This is a genomic window from Mesorhizobium sp. M8A.F.Ca.ET.207.01.1.1, assembly GCF_004794715.1.
Taxonomy (GTDB): domain Bacteria; phylum Pseudomonadota; class Alphaproteobacteria; order Rhizobiales; family Rhizobiaceae; genus Mesorhizobium.
In genome coordinates this window covers 52,012-74,547 of record NZ_SRUS01000007.1, presented here as the reverse complement: position 1 = coordinate 74,547, position 22,536 = coordinate 52,012, and the positions used below count along the sequence as shown (strand labels likewise).

The window sequence follows — 22,536 nt, the reverse complement described above, 5'->3', positions numbered from 1 at the left end:
GGAAAACCGCCGCGCACTTTTCCTGGAATTGCTCTAGGCCGGCAGAAACAATACCGGGGTCGCTTGTGAACGAAAAGGGGCCCTGCGTTGCGCAGGACCCCTGATTTTATAACCGGGATTACTTCAGGTCTTCGGCCTTGATGTAGCCGGAATCGACGACCATCGCCTGGTAGTTCGACTTGTCGACCTCATGCGGCGTCAGCAGGATCGAGGGAACCACCTTGACGTCGTTGTTGTAGGTCTTTTCATCGAGGCCTTCCGGCTTGCCGCCCGAGAGCACCTTGTCGACCAGCTGCACAGTGGCCTTGGCCAGTTCGCGGGTGTCCTTGAACACGGTCGAGTACTGCTCGCCCGAGATGATCAGCTTGACCGAGGCGGTCTCGGCATCCTGACCGGTCACGATCGGCCAGGGCTGTGCGTCCGTGCCGTAGCCGACGGCGCGCAGCGAGGCGGTGATGCCGCGCGACAGGCCGTCATAGGGCGACAGGACGCCGTCGACGCGGCTGCCGTCCGAGTAGTTGGCCGACAGCAGGTTGTCCATGCGAGCCTGGGCGGTGGCGGCGAGCCAGCGCAGCGTGCCGACCTTGTCCATGCCGGTCTGGCCGGACTTGATCTTGATCGAGCCGTCGTCAATCAATGGCTGCAGGACGGAGATAGCACCGTTGTAGAAGAAGAAGGCGTTGTTGTCGTCGGGCGAGCCGCCGAACAGTTCGACGTTCCACGGCTTGGTGTTCGGGAAGCGCTCCTTGAGGCCCTTGACCAGCGAATTCGCCTGGATCACGCCGACGCCGAAATTGTCGAAAGTGGTGTAGTAGTCGACATTGGCGGTCTTCTTGATCAGGCGGTCATAGGCGACCACGACGACGCCTGCGTCGTTCGCCTTCTGCAGCGCATCCGACAGGGTGGTGCCGTCGATCGAGGCGATGATCAGCGCCTTCGGGCCCTTGGTGATTTCGTTTTCCAGCTGGCTGAGCTGGTTGGGGATGTCGTCCTGCGCATACTGCAGGTCGACAGTGTAGCCAAGCGCCTCGAGCTGGGATTTGACGGCGTCGCCGTCATTGATCCAGCGCTGCGAGGTCTTGGTCGGCATCAGCACGCCGACAAGACCCTTGTCGGCCGCGTGCGCCTGATAGCTCATGGCAGCGATGCCAAGGGCCGCGACGGCGGCCAGCGTCTTGATGATTTTCACGTTACTCTCCCTGGTTGATGGACGCGACACCTCGGGGCTTCGCGGGCCGCGCAGCCAGACAGGAGCGCAAAGGCGCCGCTGTCGGCTTTATCGATCTCCGGTATCCTCCCAATCGGCTCCGCGACACAGTTTCAATCGATACGATTTTGTTCGTTACCGACCCTTGCATCTCGGAGCGCGCGAAGGGTGGGTCCCTTTGCCATAACTGTCAAATGCGATCTTTGGTGGTTGCTATACCGAAACCGGTATGATCTAGCATGCGGAAAGAAACCGGCGGAAAGGCTGGAAGATCATGGCGGCATTGCGCGATCCCGATGCTATTCCAGTAAGTTACGAGAAGCTCCCGGGAGATGGGGAGACACTCCTGCGCAGTGGCTTGAGCTTGCGCCACATGCGCATGATCGCCGCCCTCGACGATCACGGACGGGTGAGCGCGGCGGCCCAGGTCATGAACATCTCCCAGCCGGCCGCCTCGCGCATGATCGCCGAGATGGAGGCGGTGCTTGACGTAAAGCTGTGCGAACGGCTGCCGCGCGGCGTGACCCTTACCCCCTACGGCCAGGCGCTCGCCAGGCGGGCCCGGTCGATCCTGCTCGAGATGCGCGAAGCCGACCGCGAGATTGCCGAGCTCAAGGCCGGCAAGGGCGGCTCGGTGTTCCTCGGTGCCGTGACCGCGCCGGCGATCGAATTGGCCGTACCGGCGATTCGCGAGATCCGCCGCATCTACCCGCGCATCGAGATCACCATGCAGGTCGAGACGTCGAACGTGCTCGCCCGCGAGCTGATCGCCTCGCGCCACGACTTCATCATCGCCCGCATTCCCGACGACCTCAATCCGCGGCTGTTCGAATCCCGTGTGATCGGCGTCGAGAAAGCCTGCCTGATCGTGCGCCGCGGCCACCCGCTCGCCGGGGGCAATGTGGTCAGGCTGGAAGACACCGCCGCCTATGACTGGGTCTTCCAATCGGGCGGTTCGCCCTTGCGCCAGGCGATGGAAAGCAATTTCCTGAACCGCAACATCGCGCTGCCGGACCGGATCTTGAACACCAGCTCGCTGCTGCTCACGCTGGTCATGGTTGCACAATCCGATGCCATCGCACCGGTCTCGGTGCAGGTGGCGAAGTTCATCCAGAATCCGGACGGGCTTGCCGGCGCCATCGATGTCGTCCAGACCGAGTTCGACATCGAGGTCAGGCCCTACAGCCTGATCACGGTCCGGAATCGCGTGCTCTCGCCGGCGGCCAAGATGCTGCATGATTTCATCCTGCGCGAAGTAGGGTGACGGAACGAGAACCGACACCGCGCGTTCAGAAGCGATCGGCATGCGCGCTGGAGCCTGTTTCGGGCGAGGGAACGAGGTGTCGATGGTCAACAACTCGAGAGGTTTTTATGGAACGTCGGAAGTTTCTTACTGGAATGCTTGGCGTTGCGGGGGCAGTGGCATTTGCAAGCGTGGCCGGACCCGGCCGCGCGGTTGCCGGTATTCCCCAGGGCACCGGAATTCTTGATGAGCTGGACAAGCCAGATCCGGCTGTCTTCGAAGGGGACGACGAAGTCGCGCTGGAGCAGGTCTCCCATCGCAGCGGCCACCATGGCCACGATTACCACGATGACTACTGGCGTCGCCGCCATGGACGCCGCCGCGGCTGGAGACGGGTTTGCCGCAGCTACTGGCGCCACGGCCGCCGCCGCGTCCGCTGCTGGCGCGAGCGCGTCTGGCTGTAATCGCTTCTGCGGTTGACGCAAAGGCCGACCACCACAACGTGGCCGGCCTTTGCGCGTACGGCGTTGATCGACCAGTGTAACGTGTATGGCCTGCATTTTGCCTTGGCGTGAGGTCGAATCTACGGAACCATATGAGCCTTTGTTCGTTGAGGCGCTGTTTAAGCGGAGCTTTGACATGTCGAGGGGCGATCAGGAAGAACGGCTTTCTGCAATCGAGGTCGGACAGGCCGCGGGCAATCCGCACGCATGAAAGGCGTGGCGATACTTACCGAAGCCCGTAGCGGTTCCGAATGGCTTGGCAGTCTCACAAACAGCACGGGATTGTTCGGCAACTCCGCCGAGTGGCTCGACACGACCAATCTCGGGTGCAAGCCGAAATCCTTCGATGACCTGCTGTCCGCCGTGATCGATCGCGGCGGGACCGCGAACGGCACGTTCGCCGTCAAGCTGTTTCCACGGCACCTTCACTGGTCGCAGGCCAAATATGGAGCCGACTTCCTGGCGGAATGCGGCCGGCGCCATGCCATGGGTTTGGTCCTGCTGGAGCGGCGGGACCGTCTTCGCCAGGCGATTTCCTATTGCCGGGCGAAGGCGTCAGGCCATTGGAGAAGCACGATGGACGGCGCGGACCTGGTTCCGCAATACGACTTCGCCGGCATCTGCCAGGCCTATTTTCTGATCGAGCAGAGCTATGCCTTCTGGGAGGCATATCTGCGGCTGGCCGATCTGCATTACGATCACTTTTTCTATGAGGATCTGTTGGACGATCCTCGTCCGTACGTCGCGTCGGTGGCTCGGCAATTGTCGATGGAAATGCCGGACGGAGAGTTCGAGACGAATTTGCGCCTGCAGCGGGACGACCTCACCGAAGATTGGGCCGAGCGGTTCCGCAACGACGTCAAATCGGAAGACCTACTGGCGCATCTGCCCAGGAAGGTGGCACCGCGGAATATCAGCAACCTCGCCCGGTTCCTCCTCAAGAAGCAGATGCGAACCGGCCAGGCCTGAATGCCTCTTTAGTCTCGCCAAGAGCAATTCCAGGAAAAGTGCGTAGCGGTTTTCCCGGGAGAAGCGCGTAGCGCTTCCCCTTGGGAATTGCGTGAAAACAAAGAGTTAGAGCGGGCCAGCGATTCCGTGAAATGCTGAATCGGCTCGGGTGGACAGGTTCCTGCGTGGGCCGGATCAGCAACCGACTTTTCGGTTTCAAGCTGGAGCGGGTAGCGGGAATCGAACCCGCGCGTTCAGCTTGGGAAGCTGACAGGCTACCATTACATCATACCCGCGCTGCAGCCTCGTTATCATGACGGCATGGCTTCGGGCAATCGCAAAGCAGTGTCACGACGCGGGCTTCGCCAACTCACCTGGTGACGGTTGGCGCCTGCTCCCTGACCTTTGCGACTTCGCCGCCGGCGGCGAAGCTCGGCCAGTATTTCGAGATAGCCAGCGTCGCGCCGGCGGAAGAGAAATGGCCATAGTCGAAATAGAGAAACTGCTTGCTGGTGGCATCCGCATAGGAACAGCCGGTGGCGTCGCACAGATAGGTAAGCGGATCGATGAAGGTCGCGCCTTTGGCGAAGGGCTGCACCTGCTTGTTGATGTCGGGATCCATGGCCATCGGCCAGGATGTGTTCACGGCGCCCTCGTGTTTTGCAAAGAAAGCGATCTTCTGGACGTCGGCGATGAACTCCGGAGACTGGCCGATGACATAGACCTTGACACCCATGTCGCGCAGCCGGTCGATCGTCGTCTGCAATCCGTCGAAGCCCCTTGCCTGGTAATCCGTCCATCGTCCGCTCAGGATCACCGCCTGGATATTGGCATCGCGAATGATCGACAGCGCCCGTTCGTTGAAGCGGGTGCAGGCCGGCCGGGCATAGGAAAAATAGGACAGGTTGGGTGGGCAGCCGGCATAGGTATATTGGATGACGTTGGCCTCGATTTTCTGCGCGTTGGCCTCCAGGCCCGAAACATAGTGAGCCGCGAAGGAATCGCCCCACAGCAGCACATTGGTGGGAAAGCCGTGCGTGCGCGTGCAGTCGGCAAGGTTCCAATCCTCGATCCGATTCCCGCCTTCGTTGAAGCAGACGCCGTTGCGCCAGTCACCCACCAGGATGCGTTGCGTCGAAAAATCAGGGAACCGCTGCGGAAAGCCGTTGCCGAGCACGCCGGCCAGACCGCCGACGCACAGCAGGGCAATCGCCGTCGCCGAAAAGGCGAAGATCGGCAGCGGGGCGGTAAAGGGTCGCTTCCGCCGGAAAGGCTGCTCGACATATTTCCACGAGAAGGTCGCCAGGGCGAAGCTCGCTACCGTCATCGCGACGATCGTCGGCACCGAGATGGCTTTCAGCGAGAGATAGTGGACGAAGGAATTGATCGGCCAGTGAACAAGGTAGAGCGAATAGGAGATGAGGCCGACCCAGACCATCGGAGAGAATTGAAGCACGCGCGTGGCGACAGGCACGGGCCGGTCGGGGTGATTCTGGCCCGCATAGATGAGCAGAGCGGTTCCGATGCAGGGAAACAGGGCGTTGTAGCCAGGAAACGGATCGCTCTCCGAAATCGTCAGGAAGCCGAATGCAAGCAGGGCAAAGCCGGCCAGGCCGACCAGTTCCGTTGCCGGCCGGCTGGCTAGTGGCGGCGGCCTTTTCAGCATCAGCATGGCGCCCAGCGCCAGTTCCCAGACACGTGTCGGCAAGAGGTAGAAGCCGGCGGTCGGCGCCAGCGTGGTCGCCATGACCGCCAGGGCAAAACTGCCGATGGCGATCGGCAGAAGTATCGTCAGCCAGCGCTTCGAGGCATACCGGTAGATCAGATACACAAGGATCGGCGCGAAGATGTAATATTGCTCCTCCACCGAAAGCGACCATGTGTGCAGCAGCGGCCGCAGTTCGGCGTCGATCGAAAAATAGTTCGTCGTCTTCCAGAAATAGATGTTCGACCAGAAGGTCGAGGCCGCGATCACGCTGAGGCTGAATTCGTGCAGGTCCGACGGCAGCAGGATGAACCAGGCCGCAATGCTTGCAAGCAGGATGACGAAGGTCAGCGCCGGCAGGATGCGCCGTGCGCGACGCCAGTAGAAGCGTCCGATCGAGAATTGGCCGCGCTCGAGATCATCGAGCAGGCTGCCGCTGATCAGATAGCCCGATATGACGAAGAAGATGTCGACGCCGGTGAAGCCACCGGGAATGGCGGACACGCCGAAATGGAAGAGCACGACGGGCAGCACCGCAACGGCCCGCAGGCCATCGATATCACGCCTGTAATTCATTCGACCGGTCCGTATGCCGTGGCCGGCGATGGTCGTGCGGCGGAGCCTGAAATGCTCCTCATACGGCAATCCCCGGTCGTGCGAAAAATCGTGGCTCGTGGGTCCCACGGAATGTGCTCTGCAGCACAACTTTGCTGCACTGCAACATACATGTCAAGACGAATGCCAGGCTTCGAACGCTGGCGACGCCGATTTGCCGGAACGGGATGAATCAGGCGCCGGGCAGGTAGATCACGGCGTAGTCGTCGGCATAGGCCCGCTTCCAACCCAGTTCATCGAAGAAGGGGATGCGGGTGTCATCGGCTGTAAGCAGTGCCCAGCCGATGGCGTATTTCTTCAACTGGGCCTCGAGCAGCGGTTTGCCGCCGGTTTGACCCGTCGCCTCATCCGTTTTCGTGAACCCGTCCTGGAACAATTGGTCCGTCCTGCCGTCGATGTAGGTCTTGATGTCGTGGAAAATCAGCGTGCCGCCGAAATTATAGGAATTCATCACGTTGCCGGACAGGTGGTGAGCGCTGGCGAACGCAAGGGCGCCGCTGGCCGATGTCGTCGGGCTCGCTGCGACTTGGTAGGCATTGTTGAGCGCAAGGATCGCGCCGACCAGCAACACGGCCGTCGCGCCGCAGAGCAGATGGAACCGGCTGGCGAAGAATTTTTCCAGTACGTCACGCTTTTCGCTCAGCCAGGCGCCGGCTGACAAAGAGGGGTACTGGCGCGCGACTTCGACCGCCACCACCACAGGAACAAGCAGGAAGAACAGATAGACGAAGCGCTGGTGCGACAGGTAGACATGCAAGGTGAAGACGACGAACAACGCCTTGGCCCAGCCGATCCGCAGCCGTGACGTTATAAGCCCGAAAAGCGCCACTAGTATAGCGGCTTCCTGGAGATCCTGTTCCTGGACATTGAACGGCCGCCACTCCAGGATCAGCGGTACTGCTTCATTGCCATGGGCGACGGTGAACGTGGCCAGAATGGCTTGCACACCATAGGGATGGATCAGGCTGACCAGCGGACAGAGCAGGCCAAACGCAACCCACTTCGTCAAAAGAGCGGGTTTCGACAGGCCGGTGCGCGCCACGAGATCGAGACCGGCGAAGGCGGCGATGACGAAGCTCAAGGTGAAGGTAGCGTGCAGGTTGGCCCAGAGCACAACCAGCGCGAGGAGCCACCACGGCGGGGCCTTCTCCTCCGCCGATGCACGAAACAACACCGCCGTCCACGTGACGATGATCGGCAAGGTGAAGACGTGGGGACGCGCCGTATAGACAGGTGCGATCAGGATGGCCAGGATGAACGTCAGCGCTACCGCCAGTACCGGCTTCAGCCACGCGCTGAGGAACCATGCCGTCACGGAGACTGTCAGCCCTATCGCGGCGATGATCAGCGTGGCGACACCATTCCATCCGCCGCTACGGTAGGCAAGGCTCAGAAAGACCTGCCCCAGCCATTCCTTTGCGATCCACGGATGCCCGGCAAAAGTGTAGGAATAGGAATCGACCGTTGGAAATGTCCGGTTTGCCAGGAAATCCAGCCCGACTTTCACGTGCCACCAGCTGTCGGGGTCCTTGAGGGTCGCGCCCGCGAATGGGGCCAATCCAGCAGCCGCGATGGAGGCGGCGAACAGGCAGAATATCAGCCTGATGCGCTGTGCGTCCTCGAGCCGCGACGTGGTCGGAACGATTGCCTCAGCCTGGTTCATGTCGCGCTCCGGGCCATTTTGCCTCTATTCTTGTCAACCGATCGGGCATCCGCGCCGCCGGCGGAGAACGAAACGGGCTTGGCCGGAATGAAAAACGGCGGCGAACAGCCAGTTTCCCGCCAGATGGACAAACGGTTTTCGATGAGAGCTCCAGCCCGGCTGGAATGACCGCATATCCCGGCGTCGTGCGCAACAGGCCGACGGCGTCAGATAACAGCATCCCCGGACAGTCAAACGAGCGGCTTGACCACATGCGCAAAATATTGGGCTCCAACAGGTATCTTGGTCAGGAAACGCTCGAACGGCCGCAGCCTTGCAAGCGGTCTGGGAAAGAAAATCCGATAGACGATCCGAGTGCCGGAAAGACCCGCCGCGGCCATTCGCCTGCGCATCTCCGGCGAGCTTATCAGGACCGCGTTCTCGTCGAAGGCGCAATTCCTTACCGCGTGGGTGGTCAAGGGATTCCACGGATTGTGCTCGAAGACAAAGAAACTGCCGCCATTGGCCAGCACCCTGCCGATTTCGGCGAACAATCCGATCTGAAGGTTTTCGGGGATGTGATGGAAAACGCAAGCCGCGAAGGCAAGGTCGAAGCTATGGTCGGCGAAGGGGATTGTCTGGCCGTCGAAATGCGTGAACGAGGCCTGATCGGGGAAGCGCTTGCTGGCGACGTCCAGCGATTTCCGCGAAGGATCGAGCAGGACGATCTCGCTGTCGGGAAACGCTGCGCGCATATGGCCGAGCGAATTGCCGACGCCGGCACCGAAGTCGAGGATGCGCCTGGGTTTCACGCCGGCCCGTCTCAGTGTCGCCGCGACGTCGTCGATCTTGTATTTCGCGAAGAAGTCGGGCGTCTCGCCACTAAGCCTTATGCTCGCGGCATGCTGCTCTTGGTACTCGCGCGCAAACTGGTCGAATTCGGCCTCAAGCACGGGCGGCTCTCTTCGCCATCTCCTGCAGACGATGCGCGGGCAGACCCTGGGCTGGCTCGCTGCGCGAAACGATCCCGTTGACGAAATAGAGCGGCCGCCGCTTCGTTTCCATGTACATGCGGCCGAGATACTCGCCGAAGATGCCCAGCACCAGAAGCTGTACGCTTCCTAGTATAAGCATGATCGCGGCAAGGCTCGTCCAGCCGGGCAGCACATTGCCGCGAGACCATTCGAACAGCGTATAGCTGAGCACGACCAGGCCGAGCAGGCCGAACATCATCCCCAGCAGCGAGGCAAAGCGCAAAGGCACGATCGAAAAGCTGGTCATTGCGTCGATCGCCAGAAGAACCATCTTCTTCAGCGGATAGTGGGTGGTGCCGGCAAAGCGCCGGTGCCGTTCATAAGGGAAGGCGACCTGCTTCAGCCCGATCCAGCTCACCATGCCGCGAATGAACCTGTAGCGTTCGGGCATTGCAATCAGATGGTCGAGCGCACGGCGGCTCATCAGCCGGAAATCTCCGGAGTCCGGCGCGATCTCGACATCGACCATCCTGCCGAGCAGGCGGTAGAACATCGAGGCGGAGGCCAGCTTGAACCAGCTCTCGCCCTCCCGTTTCACCCTTTGGCCGTAGACGACGTCGAAGCCCTCATCCATCTTCGCCATCATCGCCCCCAGCAGTTCGGGCGGATCCTGGAGATCGGCGTCGAGAATGAGAATGCGCTGGCCGCGGCAGAACTCCAGCCCGGCGCTCAAGGCGATCTGGTGGCCGTAATTGCGTGCAAGGTCGATGGCGAGCACATGGTCGTCCTTTTCGGCCAGGTCGAAAATGGCCTCGCGAGTGCCGTCGGTCGCTCCGTCGATGACGAGCACGATCTCGTAGGAGAGGTTTTGCTCGAGGCAAACCGCGCTGACACGCCGATGAAGCTCGGCCACGCCGGCGCGTTCATTGTAGCAAGGCACGACGACCGACAACATGGGTGCGCGGTGCGCGCCGATTTTTCCCGTTCCCGCCAAAGCCTGGCTCCCACTGTGGAGATGACAATAGCAGCAATTGGTTAGAAAACAGATAAGTCAGGAGCCGGCGCAGCCACTGGCTGGCCGGTCGTCAGGCATTTGGCACCGTCAACGGCCCGGGTCACGAACGAACCGGCAGTTCCATGCGGATGCGGGCACCGCGCCATGAGCCCGCCAGGATACGGATCGTCCCCTCGTGCAGCAGCGCGATCTGCCGGGCGAGATTCAGTCCCAGCCCGGCCCCGCGCGACTGCGGCTGCAGGCGATAGAAGGGCTCGAAGACATTCTCGCGCTCCTCCACGGGAATGCCCGGGCCTTCGTCGCGCACCTCGATGCCACCCGTCCTGTCGATCGCAATCGTGATGGTGCCGCCGCCGCCGCCATGCTCGATGGCGTTGCGCACGAGGTTGGCGAGCGCCCGCTCGATCTGCAGCACGTTGACTTCGACGCGTGTCTTGTCGGGCGAAGGCTCGAAGGCAAGGTCGTAGCCGGCCTCGATGGCGAGCGGCGCGAAGTCGGCTGCCACCCGGCTGACAAGGTCGTCGAGATCGACGATCTCACGCTGGTCGGATGGGCGGTCGAGCAATTGATGATCGAGCAGTTGCTGTGCCAGATGCGACAGGCGCTCGATATCATGCAGCAGCCGCGTGCTTTGCGGCTCCTGCCGCAGCAACTCGGCGCGTGTGCGCAGGATGGCGATCGGCGTGCGCAATTCGTGCGCCGCGTCGGTGAGGAAACGGTTGTGCCGGTCGTACCCCTGCGCGAGGCGCGCCAGAGCCTCGTTGAAGGCATGCACCAGCGGCGCGATTTCCTGCGGCACGTGCTTGACCGGCAGCTGCATCGCACGGGTGCCGATATCGATGCGCGCCGCCTGCCGGACGGTTTCGACAAGGCCGGCAAAGGAGCGGCGGACCACGGCCGGCGTCGTCACCAGTGTGGTGGCGCCCATGACGAGGACGATGGGCAACAGCAGGATCGCGATGACGAGCGCCAGCGCCGGCAGCGCGCGTTCCCAGTTCCTGCTGCCGTCCGGATACCGGGCGACCTCCACAGTGGCCGAAATGTTGATCTCGAGCCCGTCGGTCTCCTGGCGCGACGACTGCGTCGCGGCGATGATCCGTACCGCGCCGGCTTTGGTCGAAGCGTTTTCGATATAGGCTTCCGGCCGCATGTCCTTGTCGGAGAATCCGATCGTGGCGTGGTCTGCCTCGCCGAGCAGGCCGCCGAAGTCCTTGGTGTAGACATCCGGAATCGTGCCGGAACGGACGCTCTGCCCGCTATCGTCGCGAACGATGTACCAGACATTTGGGAAACTCTGGCGAAACGCGGTAAGCTCTTCCGTTTCACGAACGACCAGCCGGCCGTCCTTGTCGCGATCGACGGCATCCTTGACGGCCGCGACGGCAGCCTCGTTGTCGATGAGCAGGCTTGGATTGGCGATCCAAAGGGCTGCCGCGCACAGCACGATGAAGAGGAGCAGCGTCGCCGCCTGCAGCAGGATCAGCCGGCGGACCAGGACCCATTGCAACGAGCGTGCGCGCACTTTCTTCACGAGGCTGCCCGCAGGAGATAGCCGAGATTGCGGATCGCTCGTATCTCGATGCCGGCGGCGACATCGTCGAGCTTGCGGCGCAGCCGCGACACATGTGCGTCGAGCGCATTCGAGCCGATCTCGTCGTCCAGGGCGTAGACGGCCTCCTCGAGAGCGCTGCGCATGATGGTCCGGCCCGGCCGGCGGATCAGCGTTTCAAGCACCAGCCTTTCACGCCGGGGCAAATCGAGCGCGTGATCCTCGACCAGCGCCTCGCGATGGCGGAAATCATAGGTGAGGCGGCCGACCATCGTCTGGTTGGCGCGCGAGGTGAACGAGCGCCGGTGCAAGGCGTGGAGCCGCGCGACGAGTTCCACCGTGGCGAAAGGCTTGACCATGTAATCGTCGGCGCCGGCATCGAGCCCGGCAACCCGGTCCTCCAGCCCGCTCATCGCCGTCAGCGCGATCACCGGCACATCCAGATGCAAGGCGCGCAGGCGCGGGATCAGGCTGAGGCCGTCGCCGTCCGGCAGCCTGCGGTCCAGCACCACGGCGTCGTGATGGCCCAGACGAGCCACCGCCTCGGCGTCGGCCAAGGTCGCGGCATGGTCGACGATGATGTCCAGGCGCTCCAGAGCGGCCTTCAGCACGGAGGCCATTTCCGGTTCGTCCTCGATCAGCAGGACGCGCATTGGCGTTCTCCTTCGCGCGCGGCCGCGGGATTTGCGGCACGGCGGTTCATTCGCATTCCAGCTTCGGCCGGCGGAAATTGGTGATGAACCAGCGGCCGCCGGAAGCGCGGGCGTAAAATGTGTAGAAGCATTCCTGACGCTCGATATAGCCGGGCGTTTCGGTCTCTTCATAGACGGTTCCGTGTTTTGTGTGGCGAACCTCGCCGCTGGATGTCCCGGAAACCGCTGACGTCGAGACCTGGCGCCACTGATAGGCGCGTTCTCCCTGGCCGAGGTCTACGATCGCCGTTGGCGGCCCGTAATCCAGAACGACCGATTCGACCGGTTGTCCGACATAGTTCTTCATGATGTCGGAGGCGCAGCCCGCCAATGCGAGCGCGATCGCAATGAACAATAGCTTGGACGTCCGTCGGCCCGGGCGATGCGTGGACATTGCTGATTCCCATGGTGAAAATTCACGCAGGCGACCTAGATTGAGAAGATTACATCGACATTGCGACAAGCATGGAATGCTTCGTTGCCTCGGGCGGGATGTCTGCGTCCAGGCATCAAGAACAAAAAGATCGCGCGATGCCGTTGCGGCCATCGCGCGATCGAGGTCGGCCACCTGCTGTTTCTAGAACCGGTAGTTGATGCCGGCTTTCAGCTCATGGCTGCCGATCGTCTCCTTGGACCTGCCAAGGGCCGATGTCGTTTCCACGCCGGGCGTGCGGACATAGTCGTACTCGACCTTGGCCGAGAGGCCGCCGGCGAAGCCCTGCTCGATGCCGGCGCCGACGAGGTAACCGACTTTCCATCCGTCGCTGCTGCTCACGCGGTCGCCCTTGTCGAATCTGGTCATGGCCACGCCGCCGGTTCCGAACAGCAGCGTCTGGTCGAAGCTCACGCCGGCCTTCGCCTTGGCCGCGCCACGCCATTTTTCCTTGATCTTGCCGCCCTGGACATTGTGCTCGGCACCGCCCAGATAGGAACCTTCGATCTCGGCGCCGAGAACCGCCGGGCCTATCTGCTGGTTATAGCCGGCCTGGACGCCGCCGCTGAAGCCGTTTCGGCCGGCGAACGGGTTCGGCATTCCCGTGAATGCCGTGCCGCCATGGACGCCGACATAGGCGCCGCTCCATTGGAAGGCAGGAGGATCATTGTAGGCAGGCGAGAGGTCGGCGGCCGTCGCCGGCCCGAGGAGGCAGACGGCAAGGGCACCCGCCGTCAGGACGATCTTTGCTTGAGGGGACACTGCATTACTCCAACACAAACGCGCATCCGCACCGATGCGCCGGTTAAATGCTGAGGACCCTGACCATTGGGGCGGTCAGTTCCGATTGGTGTCTTTCAGGGATGGCTGCGCGGGTCTGGGGACCGGCTTTCACCGGCTGTGGTAGGGGTAGAGCGCCGCGCGGTCCGTCACCTGAAAGACGCCTGGTATCTCGCAAGTGAAAATTGCACGCACATTGCGCAAAACTGGAAAATGACGATTTTGTGCTTTATTTTCAATAAATTAAAATGAAATTGTTTACCCATATTTAGGAATTGCGAATCTCGGGCAACCGGGAAACTCGATCACTTGTTTGACATGAACAGGCTTCCCAGTTGCCCGCCTCACGCGCCGAAGCGTACAAAATCCGACGGCAATCGGCCTCGAGGGCGGGGCTTCGGTTCGCTGGTGCCAGGGCAATTCGGGGGAATTTGCTTTTGCGGATCATTTATTTCCATTCGGACACGCATCCATATGACAAGGCGATCTACCCAGGCGTGGGCCCGGCCTTCGCCAAGCCGTTGTCATGGGAGGCCCGACCGATCAGCCAGATCGGCCGGGGCGGTTGCGAGGTCGCCGTCGTCGACAATCGCCTGGAGCCCGGAGACGTCGAGGTGCTGAAAAAGCACATGGCGGTCCCCGCAAGCGACAGGCCCGTGCTCTTCTTCCGGGTCAGCGATTCGGACATGCCGGAGACAACCAACCCCTGTGTCAGGTTCATCTTCGATTGCGCCGACCATCCCGGCGTTCACTATGCCACGACCTATGATCCCGAGGGGCCATTCCTGGCATTCGTAGGGACGCTGAAAGTCTCTCGCGTGGTCCATTTGCCCTATCCCTACGATAGCTCGCGGGAGGTCGAGATTCCCTTGGCCGGCCGTCGCCGCGGGGTCTTCCTGTCGGGCAGCAATTCCAGAACATTATACCCGGTGCGCTATGCCTTGCGTCGCCGGCGTGCGCGCTTTCCTTGGCTGCGACTGTTCATCTTCGACCTGAAGCACCCGGGATATCCCGAACATGGCAAGCCACCCCGTCATGACTTCACGCATGCGCGCTACATCGGTCTTGCGGCGCAATTCAGCCACTTCTTCCTTTGCGGGACGCGCTACAATGTCGAGCTGATGAAATATGTCGAATGCGCCTATGCCGGCTGCGTGCCGGTCGGGGTGCCGGCAGGCTCGCTGGATGCGGTTGCCGGGCGGTATTTTCGCCCATATGGCGGTCATGGGCTCGATCTCCTGAAGGATCTCTGCCAGCCCCTGCGGGAGCTCGAGGAACGGGCGGCCGGATACAGGGCGGCCATGCGTGAACTTCGGTCGCCCGCCAGGATCATCCGCGATTTCACGGCAGAGGTCAGGGGCATCGAGGGCAAGTGATCGACATGGACAGGCAACGTCCGGAGGCAGCGCCGGATGGCGCCATCGAACCTGTCGTCAATGCCGTTTGGATCGGAGCATCCCTGGACGACCTGCATGCCGCGTGCCTGCGTTCCTTCGTGCTGGCGGGCCACCGGGTGCATCTTCATTGTTACGACACCCCACGCAATGTTCCGCCCGGCGTCGAAACGGTCGACGCGTCGAAACTGATGCCAAGGGAGCGGATCGTCTACTACAGGTCGAACGGAAGTCCGTCCCTCTTTTCCAATCTCTACCGCTTGAAGATCCTGGAAGCAGGGCTCGGCCCGTACGTCGATTGCGACGTGTTTTGTCTCAAGCCCATCCCGAAACAGGACTATATCCTTGGTTACCAGTCCAGCGACCAACTTAACGGCGCCGTGCTGAAATTGCCGGCCGGCAGCCAGACACTGCTTGAGATGCTGAAATTCGCGGAAGATCCGTATTACATCGTGCCCTGGCTCAACCGCTCCAGGCTGATGCGCTACAGGTTGCGCAAATTCATCGGCCTGCCGATCCACATTTCCAACTATAGCTGGGGCAGGCTGGGCCCCGAGGCGCTCACCTATTTCGCCAGCAGAACCGGTGACATCGGTCAAGCGGTTCCTATCGACGTCTTCTATCCGCTTAGTCACCATCAGGTCGCAATGCTGCTCGATCCGGACCTTTCGCTTTCGGATATCGGCACGCCGCGTACGCTGTGTATTCATCTGTTCGACCATACGCTCCGCCAGTGGATGATCGGCCGCACCGTTCCACAGGGCTCGCCGCTGGGGCAGATGCTTGAGCGCTGCGGGCTTTCCACGGCAGCCGGACGCTAGCAACGGTCCTGGCTCGTGCCGCCTTGCTGGATGGCCGCCAAGCACGTATCTCTTGGCCGTGCCCATGAGTCCGGGCATCTCAATCGGGAGACGGCATTGTCCGCACTGACGCGCTTTCTCGGTGACTCGCCGCTCAGGGTTGTCCTGAAGCTGCTGGTGGTATCCTTTCTCGTCGGCCTGGTCATGAACGCCTTCGGCTGGTCGCCGATGGATGTGTTCTACGGTATCCAGAAGTTCTTCATCGACCTTTGGAATCTCGGCTTCCACGCCATCGACCGCTTCCTCGGCTACATCCTGCTCGGCGCCGCGATCGTCGTGCCGGCCTTCATCCTGCTCAGGATCGCCAACTATCGGAAATGACTTTCAGGCATAACCCGATGCCACCTCGAACAGGATGGCGTGGCGCGCGGCAAGTGCCGGCACATCGGTGGAATAGCCGCCGCCGATGACACCGCAGACAGGAATGCCGAGTGCCCGAAAATGGCCGATGACCATCTCGTCGCGGGCGCGCAGGCCGTTGTCGGAAAGTGCCAGCCTGCCGAGCCGGTCCTCGGCATGGACGTCGACGCCGGCATTGTAGAAGACGATGTCCCAACGCGCTCTGGCCGACAGCTCCGGCAGGATCGCGGCCAGCCTTTCGACATAGGCGGCGTCGCCCGTGCCGTCGGGCAGCGCGACGTCGAGGTCCGAGGCGATCTTGCGCACGGGGTAATTGCGCTCGCCATGCATGGAAAAGGTGAAGGCGCGCGGCTCATCGCCCAGAACGTCCGCCGTGCCGTCGCCCTGATGCACGTCGAGGTCGACCACCAGGACGTTGTGTGCGGCGCCCTCTTCGAGCAGAACCAGCGAGGCGACGGCGACATCGTTGAAGGTGCAGAAGCCGGCGCCTTGCGCGCGTCGCGCATGATGGCTGCCGCCGGCGGTGTTGCAGGCAATGCCGTGGCGCAAGGCAAGCCGCGCCGCCGCCACCGTGCCGCCGGCGGCAAGCTGTGCGCGCAACGAGACCCGCGGGCCGACCGGAAAACCGATCTCCCGCTCGATTTTTTCAGGCACGGCGCAGCGGATGACCTGGTCTACATAGTCCGCCGCGTGGGCGAGCCCGAGCCACGACGCGGGCGCGGGTTCGGCTGTGTTGAGCGCCCCGGGGCTGATCAGGCCGCGTGCCCGCAAGGCCTCCATCAGCAGCGGATATTTGCTCATCGGAAAGCGATGGTTGGTGGCGAAGCCGGCGTCGTAGTCGGGGTGGTGGACAATCTGCAGGGGCATCAAACTGGGTCGGACGGTTTCGCGCCAGAGCGGGATTTCGGTTGGCCGTCGCGGAAGGACGATTGCGCGGTGGCCAAAAAATGGGGCACATCGGTTCCCCGATCAAGCCGCAATCAGCAAGGCAGCAATCCTTTGGACAACGGTGCCATCCCAGCCGACGCCAGAGCCTTTTCCGTCACCAATCGCTCGGTGCTTGCCATCGCCGTGCCGATGACGCTCGCCTATCTGACGACGCCGCTGCTCGGCCTGGTCGATACGGCTGTCGTCGGCCAGTTCGGTGATGCCGCCTTGCTTGGCGGCCTGGCGGCCGGCGCGCTGGCTTTCGACGTCGTCTTCACCACCTTCAATTTTCTGCGTTCGGGCACCACCGGCCTCGTCGCCCAGGCCTTCGGGCGTGGAGACGCCCTCGAGGAACAGGCGGTGTTCTGGCGCGCCGTGCTGATCGCGGTGGTTGCCGGTGTCGTGCTGGCAGCGCTTTCGCCGCTCATCGCCGTTGGCGCCCAGTGGTTCATGGACGCCGGACCACGCGTCAGCGAGGCGATGGGCGTCTATGTCAGGATCAGGCTGCTCGCCGCCCCATTCTCTCTGATCAACTACGCTGTCCTCGGATACGTGCTAGGGCGCGGCGAGGGTGGGCTGGGGCTTGTCCTGCAACTGGTGCTCAACGGCATCAACATCGCGCTCTGCTTCCTGCTCGGCCTTGAACTTGGCTGGGGCGTTTCCGGCGTCGCCTGGGCAACCGTCACCGGCGAATTCCTCGCCATGCTGCTTGGTCTTGCGATCGTGGTGCGGCGGTTCCGATCCAGCCCGCCCTTACCTCGCCACCGCCTGCTCGACATGGGCGCCTTCCGGCACATGCTGTCGCTCAACCGCGACATCATGATCCGCTCGTTTTCGCTGCTTGCCGCCTTCGCGCTGTTCACCCGCCAGGGCGCTGAGTTCGGCACGGTGACGCTCGCCGCCAATGCGGTGCTGATGAATTTCTTTCTCGTCGCCGGCTATTTCCTCGATGGTTTTGCTACCGCCGCCGAACAGCTTGCCGGCCGCGCCATCGGCGCGCGGGCGGCACTACCCTTCCGGCAGGCGGTCCGTCTGACCCTATTCTGGGGTTTCGGCCTGGCCGGTGCCGCGACGCTGGTGTTGTTGCTGGCCGGTGCCAACCTGGTCGCTGTCGTGACGACGTCGCAGGAGGTCCGCGCCGTCGCCGATACCTATCTGCCCTGGGCGGCGTTCACCGCGCTGAGTGGCGTACTCGCCTTCCAGATGGATGGGGTCTTCATCGGCGCGACCTGGTCGCGCGACATGCGCAACATGATGCTGTTGTCATTCCTCGTCTTTGCCGCAGCGCTGATCACGCTGGCGCCCGCCTTTGGCAATGCCGGTCTGTGGGCCGCGCTGCACGTTTTCCTGCTGGTGCGGGGATTGAGCCTGCTGACAATTCTGCGGCTGCGGATACAAACCGCGTTCAGCTGAGCGGCTTCGACGCCCATCGATCGAGATGACTGTCGCGCAACTCGCGCATCGACCTGAGTTTCTCTGTCTCGGCAAAGCGCGCCATCCCGGCGACGATCCGGCCCGGCAGCGCCGGTCCGGCATAGATCATGCCGGTGTAGAGCTGGACGAGATCGGCGCCGGCGCGGATCTTTTCCAGTGCGGTTTCGGCGGAGTTGACGCCGCCGACACCGATGATGGCCATGTCCGGCCCGACGAGCCTGCGCATTTTTGCCAGCACGATGGTCGAGCGCTCGAACAGCGGCGTTCCTGAAAGCCCGCCGGTCTCCCGCGCGGCATTGCCGTTGCGCAGCGCCGGCCGGGAAATCGTGGTGTTGGAAACGATGATGCCATCGATCCGCTTTTCGATGACCTCGGCGGCGATATCCTCCAGTTCGGCCTCGACCAGATCCGGCGCGATCTTGAGGAAGACCGGCGGCCGCGCGATTGCTGTGGCACGCGCGGCCATGACGCGGGACAAAAGCTCGCCGAGCTGTTCGCGAGCCTGCATGGTGCGCAGCCCTGGCGTGTTGGGCGAGGAAATGTTGACGGTGAGATAGCTGGCATAGGCAGCGAAGCGGGCGACGCCGCGCTCATAGTCGCCGACGCGGTCGGTGCTGTCCTTGTTGGCACCGATGTTGACGCCGACGATGCCGCCGCGCCCCTTGCGCGCGGCAAGGCGTTTTTCGGCCGCCGCGTGGCCCTCATTGTTGAAGCCCAGCCGGTTGATGACGGCTTCATCCGATGTCAGCCGAAAGATGCGCGGCTTCGGATTGCCGGCCTGCGGCAGCGGGGTGACGGTGCCGACCTCGGCGAAGCCGAAGCCCAGCCCAAGCAGCGCGTCGGGCACCTCGGCGTTCTTGTCGTAGCCGGCCGCCATGCCAAGCGGATTGGGGAAATCGAGACCGCAAAGGCTGACCTGCAGCCTTGTATCGCGTACCGTCCGCGCGCCGACCGGCAGGCCGCAGCGCAATGCTGCGATCGACAGGCCGTGCGCGGTTTCCGGATCGAAGGTGAACAGCAGCTTCTGGCCGATCCGGTCGAGCACGCTCATTGCTCCTCCAGGGCCGGGAACTGGTGGCTACCGTCGGCACCGAGCGGCAGCGGCTTGACCCACAGCACCGCCTTCGGGTCGAGCACGCCGTAGAGATGCGGAAACAGCGCGCCGCCGCGCGAGACCTCGTATTTCAGCGCATCACCCAGGCTGGTGCCGTCGACGGCGACCAGCAGAAGGTCGGTCCGGCCAGAAAAATGCTTTGCCACGGTTTCCCCGGCCTGCTCTGCCGTCGAGAAATGGATGAAGCCGTCGGCGATGTCGATTGGCGCGCCGGTGAAGCGGCCATTGGCTTCGGCCTCGCGCCAAGGCGCTTGCGGAGTTATCTTGTAGATAATCTGTGACATGGTTGCGCTATAATCCGAACCAGTCGTGCGGGGAAGGCCAGGCCAAGGGTCTTCCCCATTTCCGGCGCAAAGATGCGATATTTCAGGCTTTGGCCATGGAGGACGACATGCGTCTGCAGCACATCTTGATCCCCGCCGCGCTCGTTTCACTGGTCGCGGCTTCAGCTTATTCGGAAGAAACCGACCGCTACCGGCTGGAAAAGTCGGCCACCGGCTATATTCGCATGGATACCCAGACCGGCGCGATGTCGATCTGCGAAGAGCGTTCGGGCCAGCTCGTCTGCAAGATGGCGGCCGACGAACGCGCCGCTTACCAGGATGAGGTCGATCGCTTGCAGACCTCGATGAAGGCAATGGACGAGCGCGTCACCAGGCTGGAGAACTCGCTCTCGGCCCGCCTCGAATCGAAACTGCCGAGCGAGGAGGATTTCAACAAGACGATGAGCTACATGGAGCGCTTCCTGAAGGGCTTCATGGGCATCGTCAAGGATATGGACAAGGACAGCGGCGGCGGCGCCCAGCTCAACTCGCAGAAGACCTGAGCGCCAGAGACAAGGAAAACGCGGCGCGTTGGCTTTGCCGCTTGAAAACAGCGCGCTGCCCCTCATAATCATCCGACTGATCCCGCAAAAAGCAGTAAATCGGGGATTCGGGGAGGGACATTTGCCGTCAGGCTATTCTTTCGTCATCGCCGACGATCATCCGCTGTTTCGCGGCGCCCTGCGCGAGGCGCTTGCCGGCATTGGCAACGTCACCGCCATTCACGAGGCCGGCGATTTCGAGAGTGCCAAGGCGCTGGTCGTGGCCAATGAAGATGTCGATCTGGTGCTGCTCGACCTGTCGATGCCTGGCGCCAGCGGCCTCTCCGGCCTGATCTCGCTGCGTGGCATCCATCCGGCGGTGCCGCTGGTCGTGGTGTCGGCGCATGACGATCCGGCGACCATCCGACGCGCGCTCGATCTCGGTGCTTCCGGTTTCATCTCGAAGTCGGCAAGCATGGAGGAAATCCGCGGCGCGGTGCAGTCGGTGCTTGCGGGCGATATCGCGGCACCCGTCGGCGTCGATCTCGGCGTCGAACGCGATCCCGATATATCGGACCTGATCAAACGGCTACAGGCGCTGACGCCGCAGCAGACCCGCGTGCTGGGCATGCTGGCTGAGGGTCTGCTCAACAAGCAGATCGCCTATGAGCTCGGCGTCTCCGAGGCCACGATCAAGGCGCATGTCTCGGCCATATTGCAGAAGCTCGGCGTCGACAGCCGCACCCAGGCGGTGATCCTGCTGTCCAAGATCGGCAGCGACCCCCTGCAGCCGGCGGGTTGAGCGCCGGCGTCCTCGGCTCAATCGGAACACTCAACTTCGGCTCGCCGCACCGGCCGGACGCTGAAGACCATGAAACTGACGGCGGCCATGATCCAGACGCCGATGCCGCCATAGAGCATCACCCAGCCAAAGCCATTTCGCAGCGCGTCTCGGACGACCGGATCGGGTAGACCAGGGATGGGATTTCCGGCGGCGATCCCTTCGGCGGCGAGACGCAGTTGGGCGGCATCGAGGTCGGGCAGCGCTCGGCTGAGATGTGTCAGCACGCCGCTTGCAAGGATGAAGCCCATCACCGCTATGTTCAGCGCCAGCGAAACCATGCGGGCGCTCATGTCGATCCCCGACGCCATGCCGGCGCGGTTGCTCGAAACCGAACCCGTCGTCGTGTTGGTGACGGGCGTGTTGGTGATCCCGAGGCCGGTCCCGGCGATCAGGCAGCCAGACAGCATCGTCAGCCAGCTGGCCTCGGCGGCCGCGCTGCCGAACTTCATCGCGATGAACCCCACGCCGATGACGGCGAGCCCCGCAGGGATGACGACACCAGGCTGGTAGCGCAGCGAAAGCCGCTCCGCCACGGGCGGCATCATGAGCGTCGGAAGTGTGTAAGTGAGCAAGGCAAGGCCGGTGGAAAGGCTGTCATAGCCGAGCCCGGCATGGAACCAGATCGGTAGGTAGATCATGAAAGGCCAGTAGGAGAGGTTCATCGCCGCCGAGCCGACGATGGCGCCGGAAAACGGCCGGATCCGGAAGACCGAGAAATCAAACATCGGCCGCTTGCTGATCCTTTCGGCGATGAGGAAGGCGATGAAGCTCGCGATCGAGACACCGAGGATCACCAGTGCCGTCGGACTGGCGAAACCGAGATCCGGTCCTTGCGTGATGTAGAAAACGAGGCAAAAGACCGACGGCGACAGCGTCACGATGCCCGCCAGGTCGAGCTTGCCCGCCTGTGGATCTTTCGATTCATGGACGCCGGTCAATGCCAGCACAAACGCCATGACTGTTGCCGGCACATGGATGAGGAACACCCATTCCCAGCTCGAGATCGCGACGATGCCGCCACCGACGATGGGCCCGAAGCCGAGACCGACACCGAAGATGACGCCCCACCAGCCCCAGGCCACCGCGCGCTCGCGGCCTTCCCTGAATTCGTGCGACAGAACGGCGAGCTGACAAATCAGCATCGCGCCGCCGCTCAGGCCCTGCAGAAACCGGGCGACGATCAAGGTCGATACGTCGTCCGCCAGGCCGCAGATCAGCGACGTCAGGCCGAAGGCGGCGATGGAGACCAGGAAGACGCGCTTGCGCCCGTAACGGTCGGCGATGGTGCCGACCGCCATCAGCACGGTGGTGACCGCGATCGTGTAGGCGTTCATCACCCACTGCAATTGCCTGAAGTCCGCGTGCAGCACTTCTTCCAGCGTCGGCAGGATGGCGGGGACGCTTGAAATCTCCAGCCCGAACATCAGGCATGCCAGGCAAGCGGCAAACAGGACGACGATGCCTCGGCGGGTGAGGACAGCCATGGTCAAAC

22 protein-coding genes and 1 tRNA gene are annotated in these 22,536 nt (G+C 62.6%); 8 read left to right on the top strand and 15 right to left on the bottom strand.

What is annotated here, in order from left to right:
• Nucleotides 1-118 precede the first annotated feature (118 nt).
• Entirely contained in the window at nucleotides 119-1,189 is a 1,071-nt protein-coding gene (gene chvE / locus EN850_RS21485) for a multiple monosaccharide ABC transporter substrate-binding protein (protein WP_127275620.1), read from the bottom strand.
• 292 nt (nucleotides 1,190-1,481) lie between these two features.
• On the opposite strand from chvE, the gene EN850_RS21480 reads away from it, so the two are divergent.
• Nucleotides 1,482-2,471 carry a LysR family transcriptional regulator gene (locus tag EN850_RS21480; RefSeq protein ID WP_015319281.1) on the top strand — a complete coding sequence of 330 codons (990 nt, stop codon included), beginning with the start codon at nucleotides 1,482-1,484 and terminating at the stop codon, nucleotides 2,469-2,471.
• An 86-nt stretch (nucleotides 2,472-2,557) separates the two neighbouring features.
• Here the strand turns inward: EN850_RS21480 and EN850_RS36420 are convergent, their stop codons facing one another.
• Nucleotides 2,558-2,821 (bottom strand): hypothetical protein, encoded by a 264-nt coding sequence (locus EN850_RS36420; protein WP_189343536.1) that lies wholly within the window; start codon nucleotides 2,819-2,821, stop codon nucleotides 2,558-2,560.
• 495 nt (nucleotides 2,822-3,316) lie between these two features.
• Between EN850_RS36420 and EN850_RS21470 the strand changes: the two genes are divergently transcribed.
• Nucleotides 3,317-3,922 (top strand): Stf0 family sulfotransferase, encoded by a 606-nt coding sequence (locus tag EN850_RS21470; protein WP_246689259.1) that lies wholly within the window; start codon nucleotides 3,317-3,319, stop codon nucleotides 3,920-3,922.
• 201 nt (nucleotides 3,923-4,123) lie between these two features.
• Here the strand turns inward: EN850_RS21470 and EN850_RS21460 are convergent.
• The 9 genes from EN850_RS21460 to EN850_RS21420 form a co-directional block, all read right to left on the bottom strand.
• Nucleotides 4,124-4,197: transfer RNA gene (locus EN850_RS21460), tRNA-Gly, on the bottom strand.
• 74 nt (nucleotides 4,198-4,271) lie between these two features.
• Nucleotides 4,272-6,182: an acyltransferase family protein gene (locus EN850_RS21455; protein WP_135862045.1), complete on the bottom strand. Its 1,911-nt coding sequence runs from the start codon at nucleotides 6,180-6,182 to the stop codon at nucleotides 4,272-4,274.
• A 211-nt stretch (nucleotides 6,183-6,393) separates the two neighbouring features.
• On the bottom strand, nucleotides 6,394-7,884 hold the full coding sequence (locus EN850_RS21450) for a hypothetical protein (RefSeq protein WP_136092209.1): 1,491 nt from the start codon (nucleotides 7,882-7,884) through the stop codon (nucleotides 6,394-6,396).
• Nucleotides 7,885-8,114: 230 nt separating this feature from the next.
• A complete protein-coding gene (locus tag EN850_RS21445; RefSeq protein WP_135932920.1) occupies nucleotides 8,115-8,816 on the bottom strand; it encodes a class I SAM-dependent methyltransferase in 702 nt (233 codons plus the stop codon).
• Entirely contained in the window at nucleotides 8,809-9,792 is a 984-nt protein-coding gene (locus EN850_RS21440; protein WP_136092208.1) for a glycosyltransferase family 2 protein, read from the bottom strand. The genes EN850_RS21445 and EN850_RS21440 overlap by 8 nt, the downstream gene beginning before the upstream one ends.
• A gap of 160 nt (nucleotides 9,793-9,952) precedes the next feature.
• Complete coding sequence (locus tag EN850_RS21435; protein WP_136092207.1) at nucleotides 9,953-11,383, bottom strand: HAMP domain-containing sensor histidine kinase; 1,431 nt, start codon at nucleotides 11,381-11,383, stop codon at nucleotides 9,953-9,955.
• Nucleotides 11,380-12,054: a response regulator transcription factor gene (locus EN850_RS21430; RefSeq protein WP_135862036.1), complete on the bottom strand. Its 675-nt coding sequence runs from the start codon at nucleotides 12,052-12,054 to the stop codon at nucleotides 11,380-11,382. The genes EN850_RS21435 and EN850_RS21430 overlap by 4 nt, the downstream gene beginning before the upstream one ends.
• Nucleotides 12,055-12,100: 46 nt before the next feature.
• A complete protein-coding gene (locus EN850_RS21425; protein WP_127278852.1) occupies nucleotides 12,101-12,487 on the bottom strand; it encodes a hypothetical protein in 387 nt (128 codons plus the stop codon).
• A 183-nt stretch (nucleotides 12,488-12,670) separates the two neighbouring features.
• The gene (locus EN850_RS21420) at nucleotides 12,671-13,288 is read right to left on the bottom strand and encodes an outer membrane protein (RefSeq protein ID WP_127870788.1); all 618 of its coding nucleotides are present in this window, start codon (nucleotides 13,286-13,288) and stop codon (nucleotides 12,671-12,673) included.
• A 455-nt stretch (nucleotides 13,289-13,743) separates the two neighbouring features.
• On the opposite strand from EN850_RS21420, the gene EN850_RS21415 reads away from it, so the two are divergent.
• The 3 genes from EN850_RS21415 (at nucleotide 13,744) to EN850_RS21405 (ending at nucleotide 15,881) form a co-directional block, all read left to right on the top strand.
• A complete protein-coding gene (locus tag EN850_RS21415; RefSeq protein WP_136092206.1) occupies nucleotides 13,744-14,682 on the top strand; it encodes a hypothetical protein in 939 nt (312 codons plus the stop codon).
• Nucleotides 14,683-14,687: 5 nt separating this feature from the next.
• Nucleotides 14,688-15,521: a galactosyltransferase Lgt5 gene (locus EN850_RS21410; RefSeq protein ID WP_127870790.1), complete on the top strand. Its 834-nt coding sequence runs from the start codon at nucleotides 14,688-14,690 to the stop codon at nucleotides 15,519-15,521.
• 96 nt (nucleotides 15,522-15,617) lie between these two features.
• Nucleotides 15,618-15,881: a DUF6460 domain-containing protein gene (locus EN850_RS21405; protein ID WP_127278856.1), complete on the top strand. Its 264-nt coding sequence runs from the start codon at nucleotides 15,618-15,620 to the stop codon at nucleotides 15,879-15,881.
• A gap of 3 nt (nucleotides 15,882-15,884) precedes the next feature.
• Here EN850_RS21405 and EN850_RS21400 read toward each other — a convergent pair whose 3' ends face one another.
• Nucleotides 15,885-16,787 (bottom strand): histone deacetylase, encoded by a 903-nt coding sequence (locus tag EN850_RS21400; protein ID WP_136092205.1) that lies wholly within the window; start codon nucleotides 16,785-16,787, stop codon nucleotides 15,885-15,887.
• Nucleotides 16,788-16,919: 132 nt separating this feature from the next.
• Between EN850_RS21400 and EN850_RS21395 the strand changes: the two genes are divergently transcribed.
• Nucleotides 16,920-18,260: an MATE family efflux transporter gene (locus EN850_RS21395; protein ID WP_136092204.1), complete on the top strand. Its 1,341-nt coding sequence runs from the start codon at nucleotides 16,920-16,922 to the stop codon at nucleotides 18,258-18,260.
• Here EN850_RS21395 and EN850_RS21390 read toward each other — a convergent pair.
• Together EN850_RS21390 and EN850_RS21385 are read right to left on the bottom strand one after the other, a co-directional pair.
• Nucleotides 18,253-19,332, bottom strand: a complete 1,080-nt coding sequence (locus EN850_RS21390; protein WP_136092203.1) for a quinone-dependent dihydroorotate dehydrogenase — start codon at nucleotides 19,330-19,332, stop codon at nucleotides 18,253-18,255. The two genes, EN850_RS21395 and EN850_RS21390, sit on opposite strands and share 8 nt — an antisense overlap.
• Entirely contained in the window at nucleotides 19,329-19,679 is a 351-nt protein-coding gene (locus EN850_RS21385; protein ID WP_136092202.1) for a DUF952 domain-containing protein, read from the bottom strand. Before EN850_RS21385 ends, EN850_RS21390 begins: the two co-directional genes overlap by 4 nt.
• A gap of 107 nt (nucleotides 19,680-19,786) precedes the next feature.
• On the opposite strand from EN850_RS21385, the gene EN850_RS21380 reads away from it, so the two are divergent.
• Together EN850_RS21380 and EN850_RS21375 are read left to right on the top strand one after the other, a co-directional pair.
• Nucleotides 19,787-20,221 (top strand): hypothetical protein, encoded by a 435-nt coding sequence (locus EN850_RS21380; RefSeq protein WP_135916889.1) that lies wholly within the window; start codon nucleotides 19,787-19,789, stop codon nucleotides 20,219-20,221.
• A gap of 121 nt (nucleotides 20,222-20,342) precedes the next feature.
• Nucleotides 20,343-21,002 (top strand): response regulator transcription factor, encoded by a 660-nt coding sequence (locus tag EN850_RS21375; RefSeq protein ID WP_136092201.1) that lies wholly within the window; start codon nucleotides 20,343-20,345, stop codon nucleotides 21,000-21,002.
• A gap of 17 nt (nucleotides 21,003-21,019) precedes the next feature.
• On the opposite strand, the gene EN850_RS21370 is transcribed toward EN850_RS21375, so the two are convergent.
• The gene (locus tag EN850_RS21370; RefSeq protein ID WP_136092200.1) at nucleotides 21,020-22,528 is read right to left on the bottom strand and encodes an MFS transporter; all 1,509 of its coding nucleotides are present in this window, start codon (nucleotides 22,526-22,528) and stop codon (nucleotides 21,020-21,022) included.
• Between the last annotated feature and the right edge of the window lie 8 nt (nucleotides 22,529-22,536).

Bases quoted from the DNA above. Each gene is read 5' to 3' on its own strand.
- EN850_RS21450 (WP_136092209.1), bottom strand. From the start codon at position 7,884: ATGAACCAGGCTGAGGCAATCGTTCCGACCACGTCGCGGCTCGAGGAC.
- EN850_RS21410 (WP_127870790.1), top strand. From the start codon at position 14,688: ATGGACAGGCAACGTCCGGAGGCAGCGCCGGATGGCGCCATCGAACCT.
- EN850_RS21455 (WP_135862045.1), bottom strand. From the start codon at position 6,182: ATGAATTACAGGCGTGATATCGATGGCCTGCGGGCCGTTGCGGTGCTG.
- EN850_RS21440 (WP_136092208.1), bottom strand. From the start codon at position 9,792: ATGTTGTCGGTCGTCGTGCCTTGCTACAATGAACGCGCCGGCGTGGCC.
- EN850_RS21425 (WP_127278852.1), bottom strand. From the start codon at position 12,487: ATGTCCACGCATCGCCCGGGCCGACGGACGTCCAAGCTATTGTTCATT.
- EN850_RS21400 (WP_136092205.1), bottom strand. From the start codon at position 16,787: ATGCCCCTGCAGATTGTCCACCACCCCGACTACGACGCCGGCTTCGCC.
- EN850_RS21370 (WP_136092200.1), bottom strand. From the start codon at position 22,528: ATGGCTGTCCTCACCCGCCGAGGCATCGTCGTCCTGTTTGCCGCTTGC.
- EN850_RS21385 (WP_136092202.1), bottom strand. From the start codon at position 19,679: ATGTCACAGATTATCTACAAGATAACTCCGCAAGCGCCTTGGCGCGAG.
- EN850_RS21380 (WP_135916889.1), top strand. From the start codon at position 19,787: ATGCGTCTGCAGCACATCTTGATCCCCGCCGCGCTCGTTTCACTGGTC.
- EN850_RS21480 (WP_015319281.1), top strand. From the start codon at position 1,482: ATGGCGGCATTGCGCGATCCCGATGCTATTCCAGTAAGTTACGAGAAG.
- EN850_RS36420 (WP_189343536.1), bottom strand. From the start codon at position 2,821: ATGGCGGCGACGCCAGTAGTCATCGTGGTAATCGTGGCCATGGTGGCC.
- EN850_RS21430 (WP_135862036.1), bottom strand. From the start codon at position 12,054: ATGCGCGTCCTGCTGATCGAGGACGAACCGGAAATGGCCTCCGTGCTG.
- EN850_RS21390 (WP_136092203.1), bottom strand. From the start codon at position 19,332: ATGAGCGTGCTCGACCGGATCGGCCAGAAGCTGCTGTTCACCTTCGAT.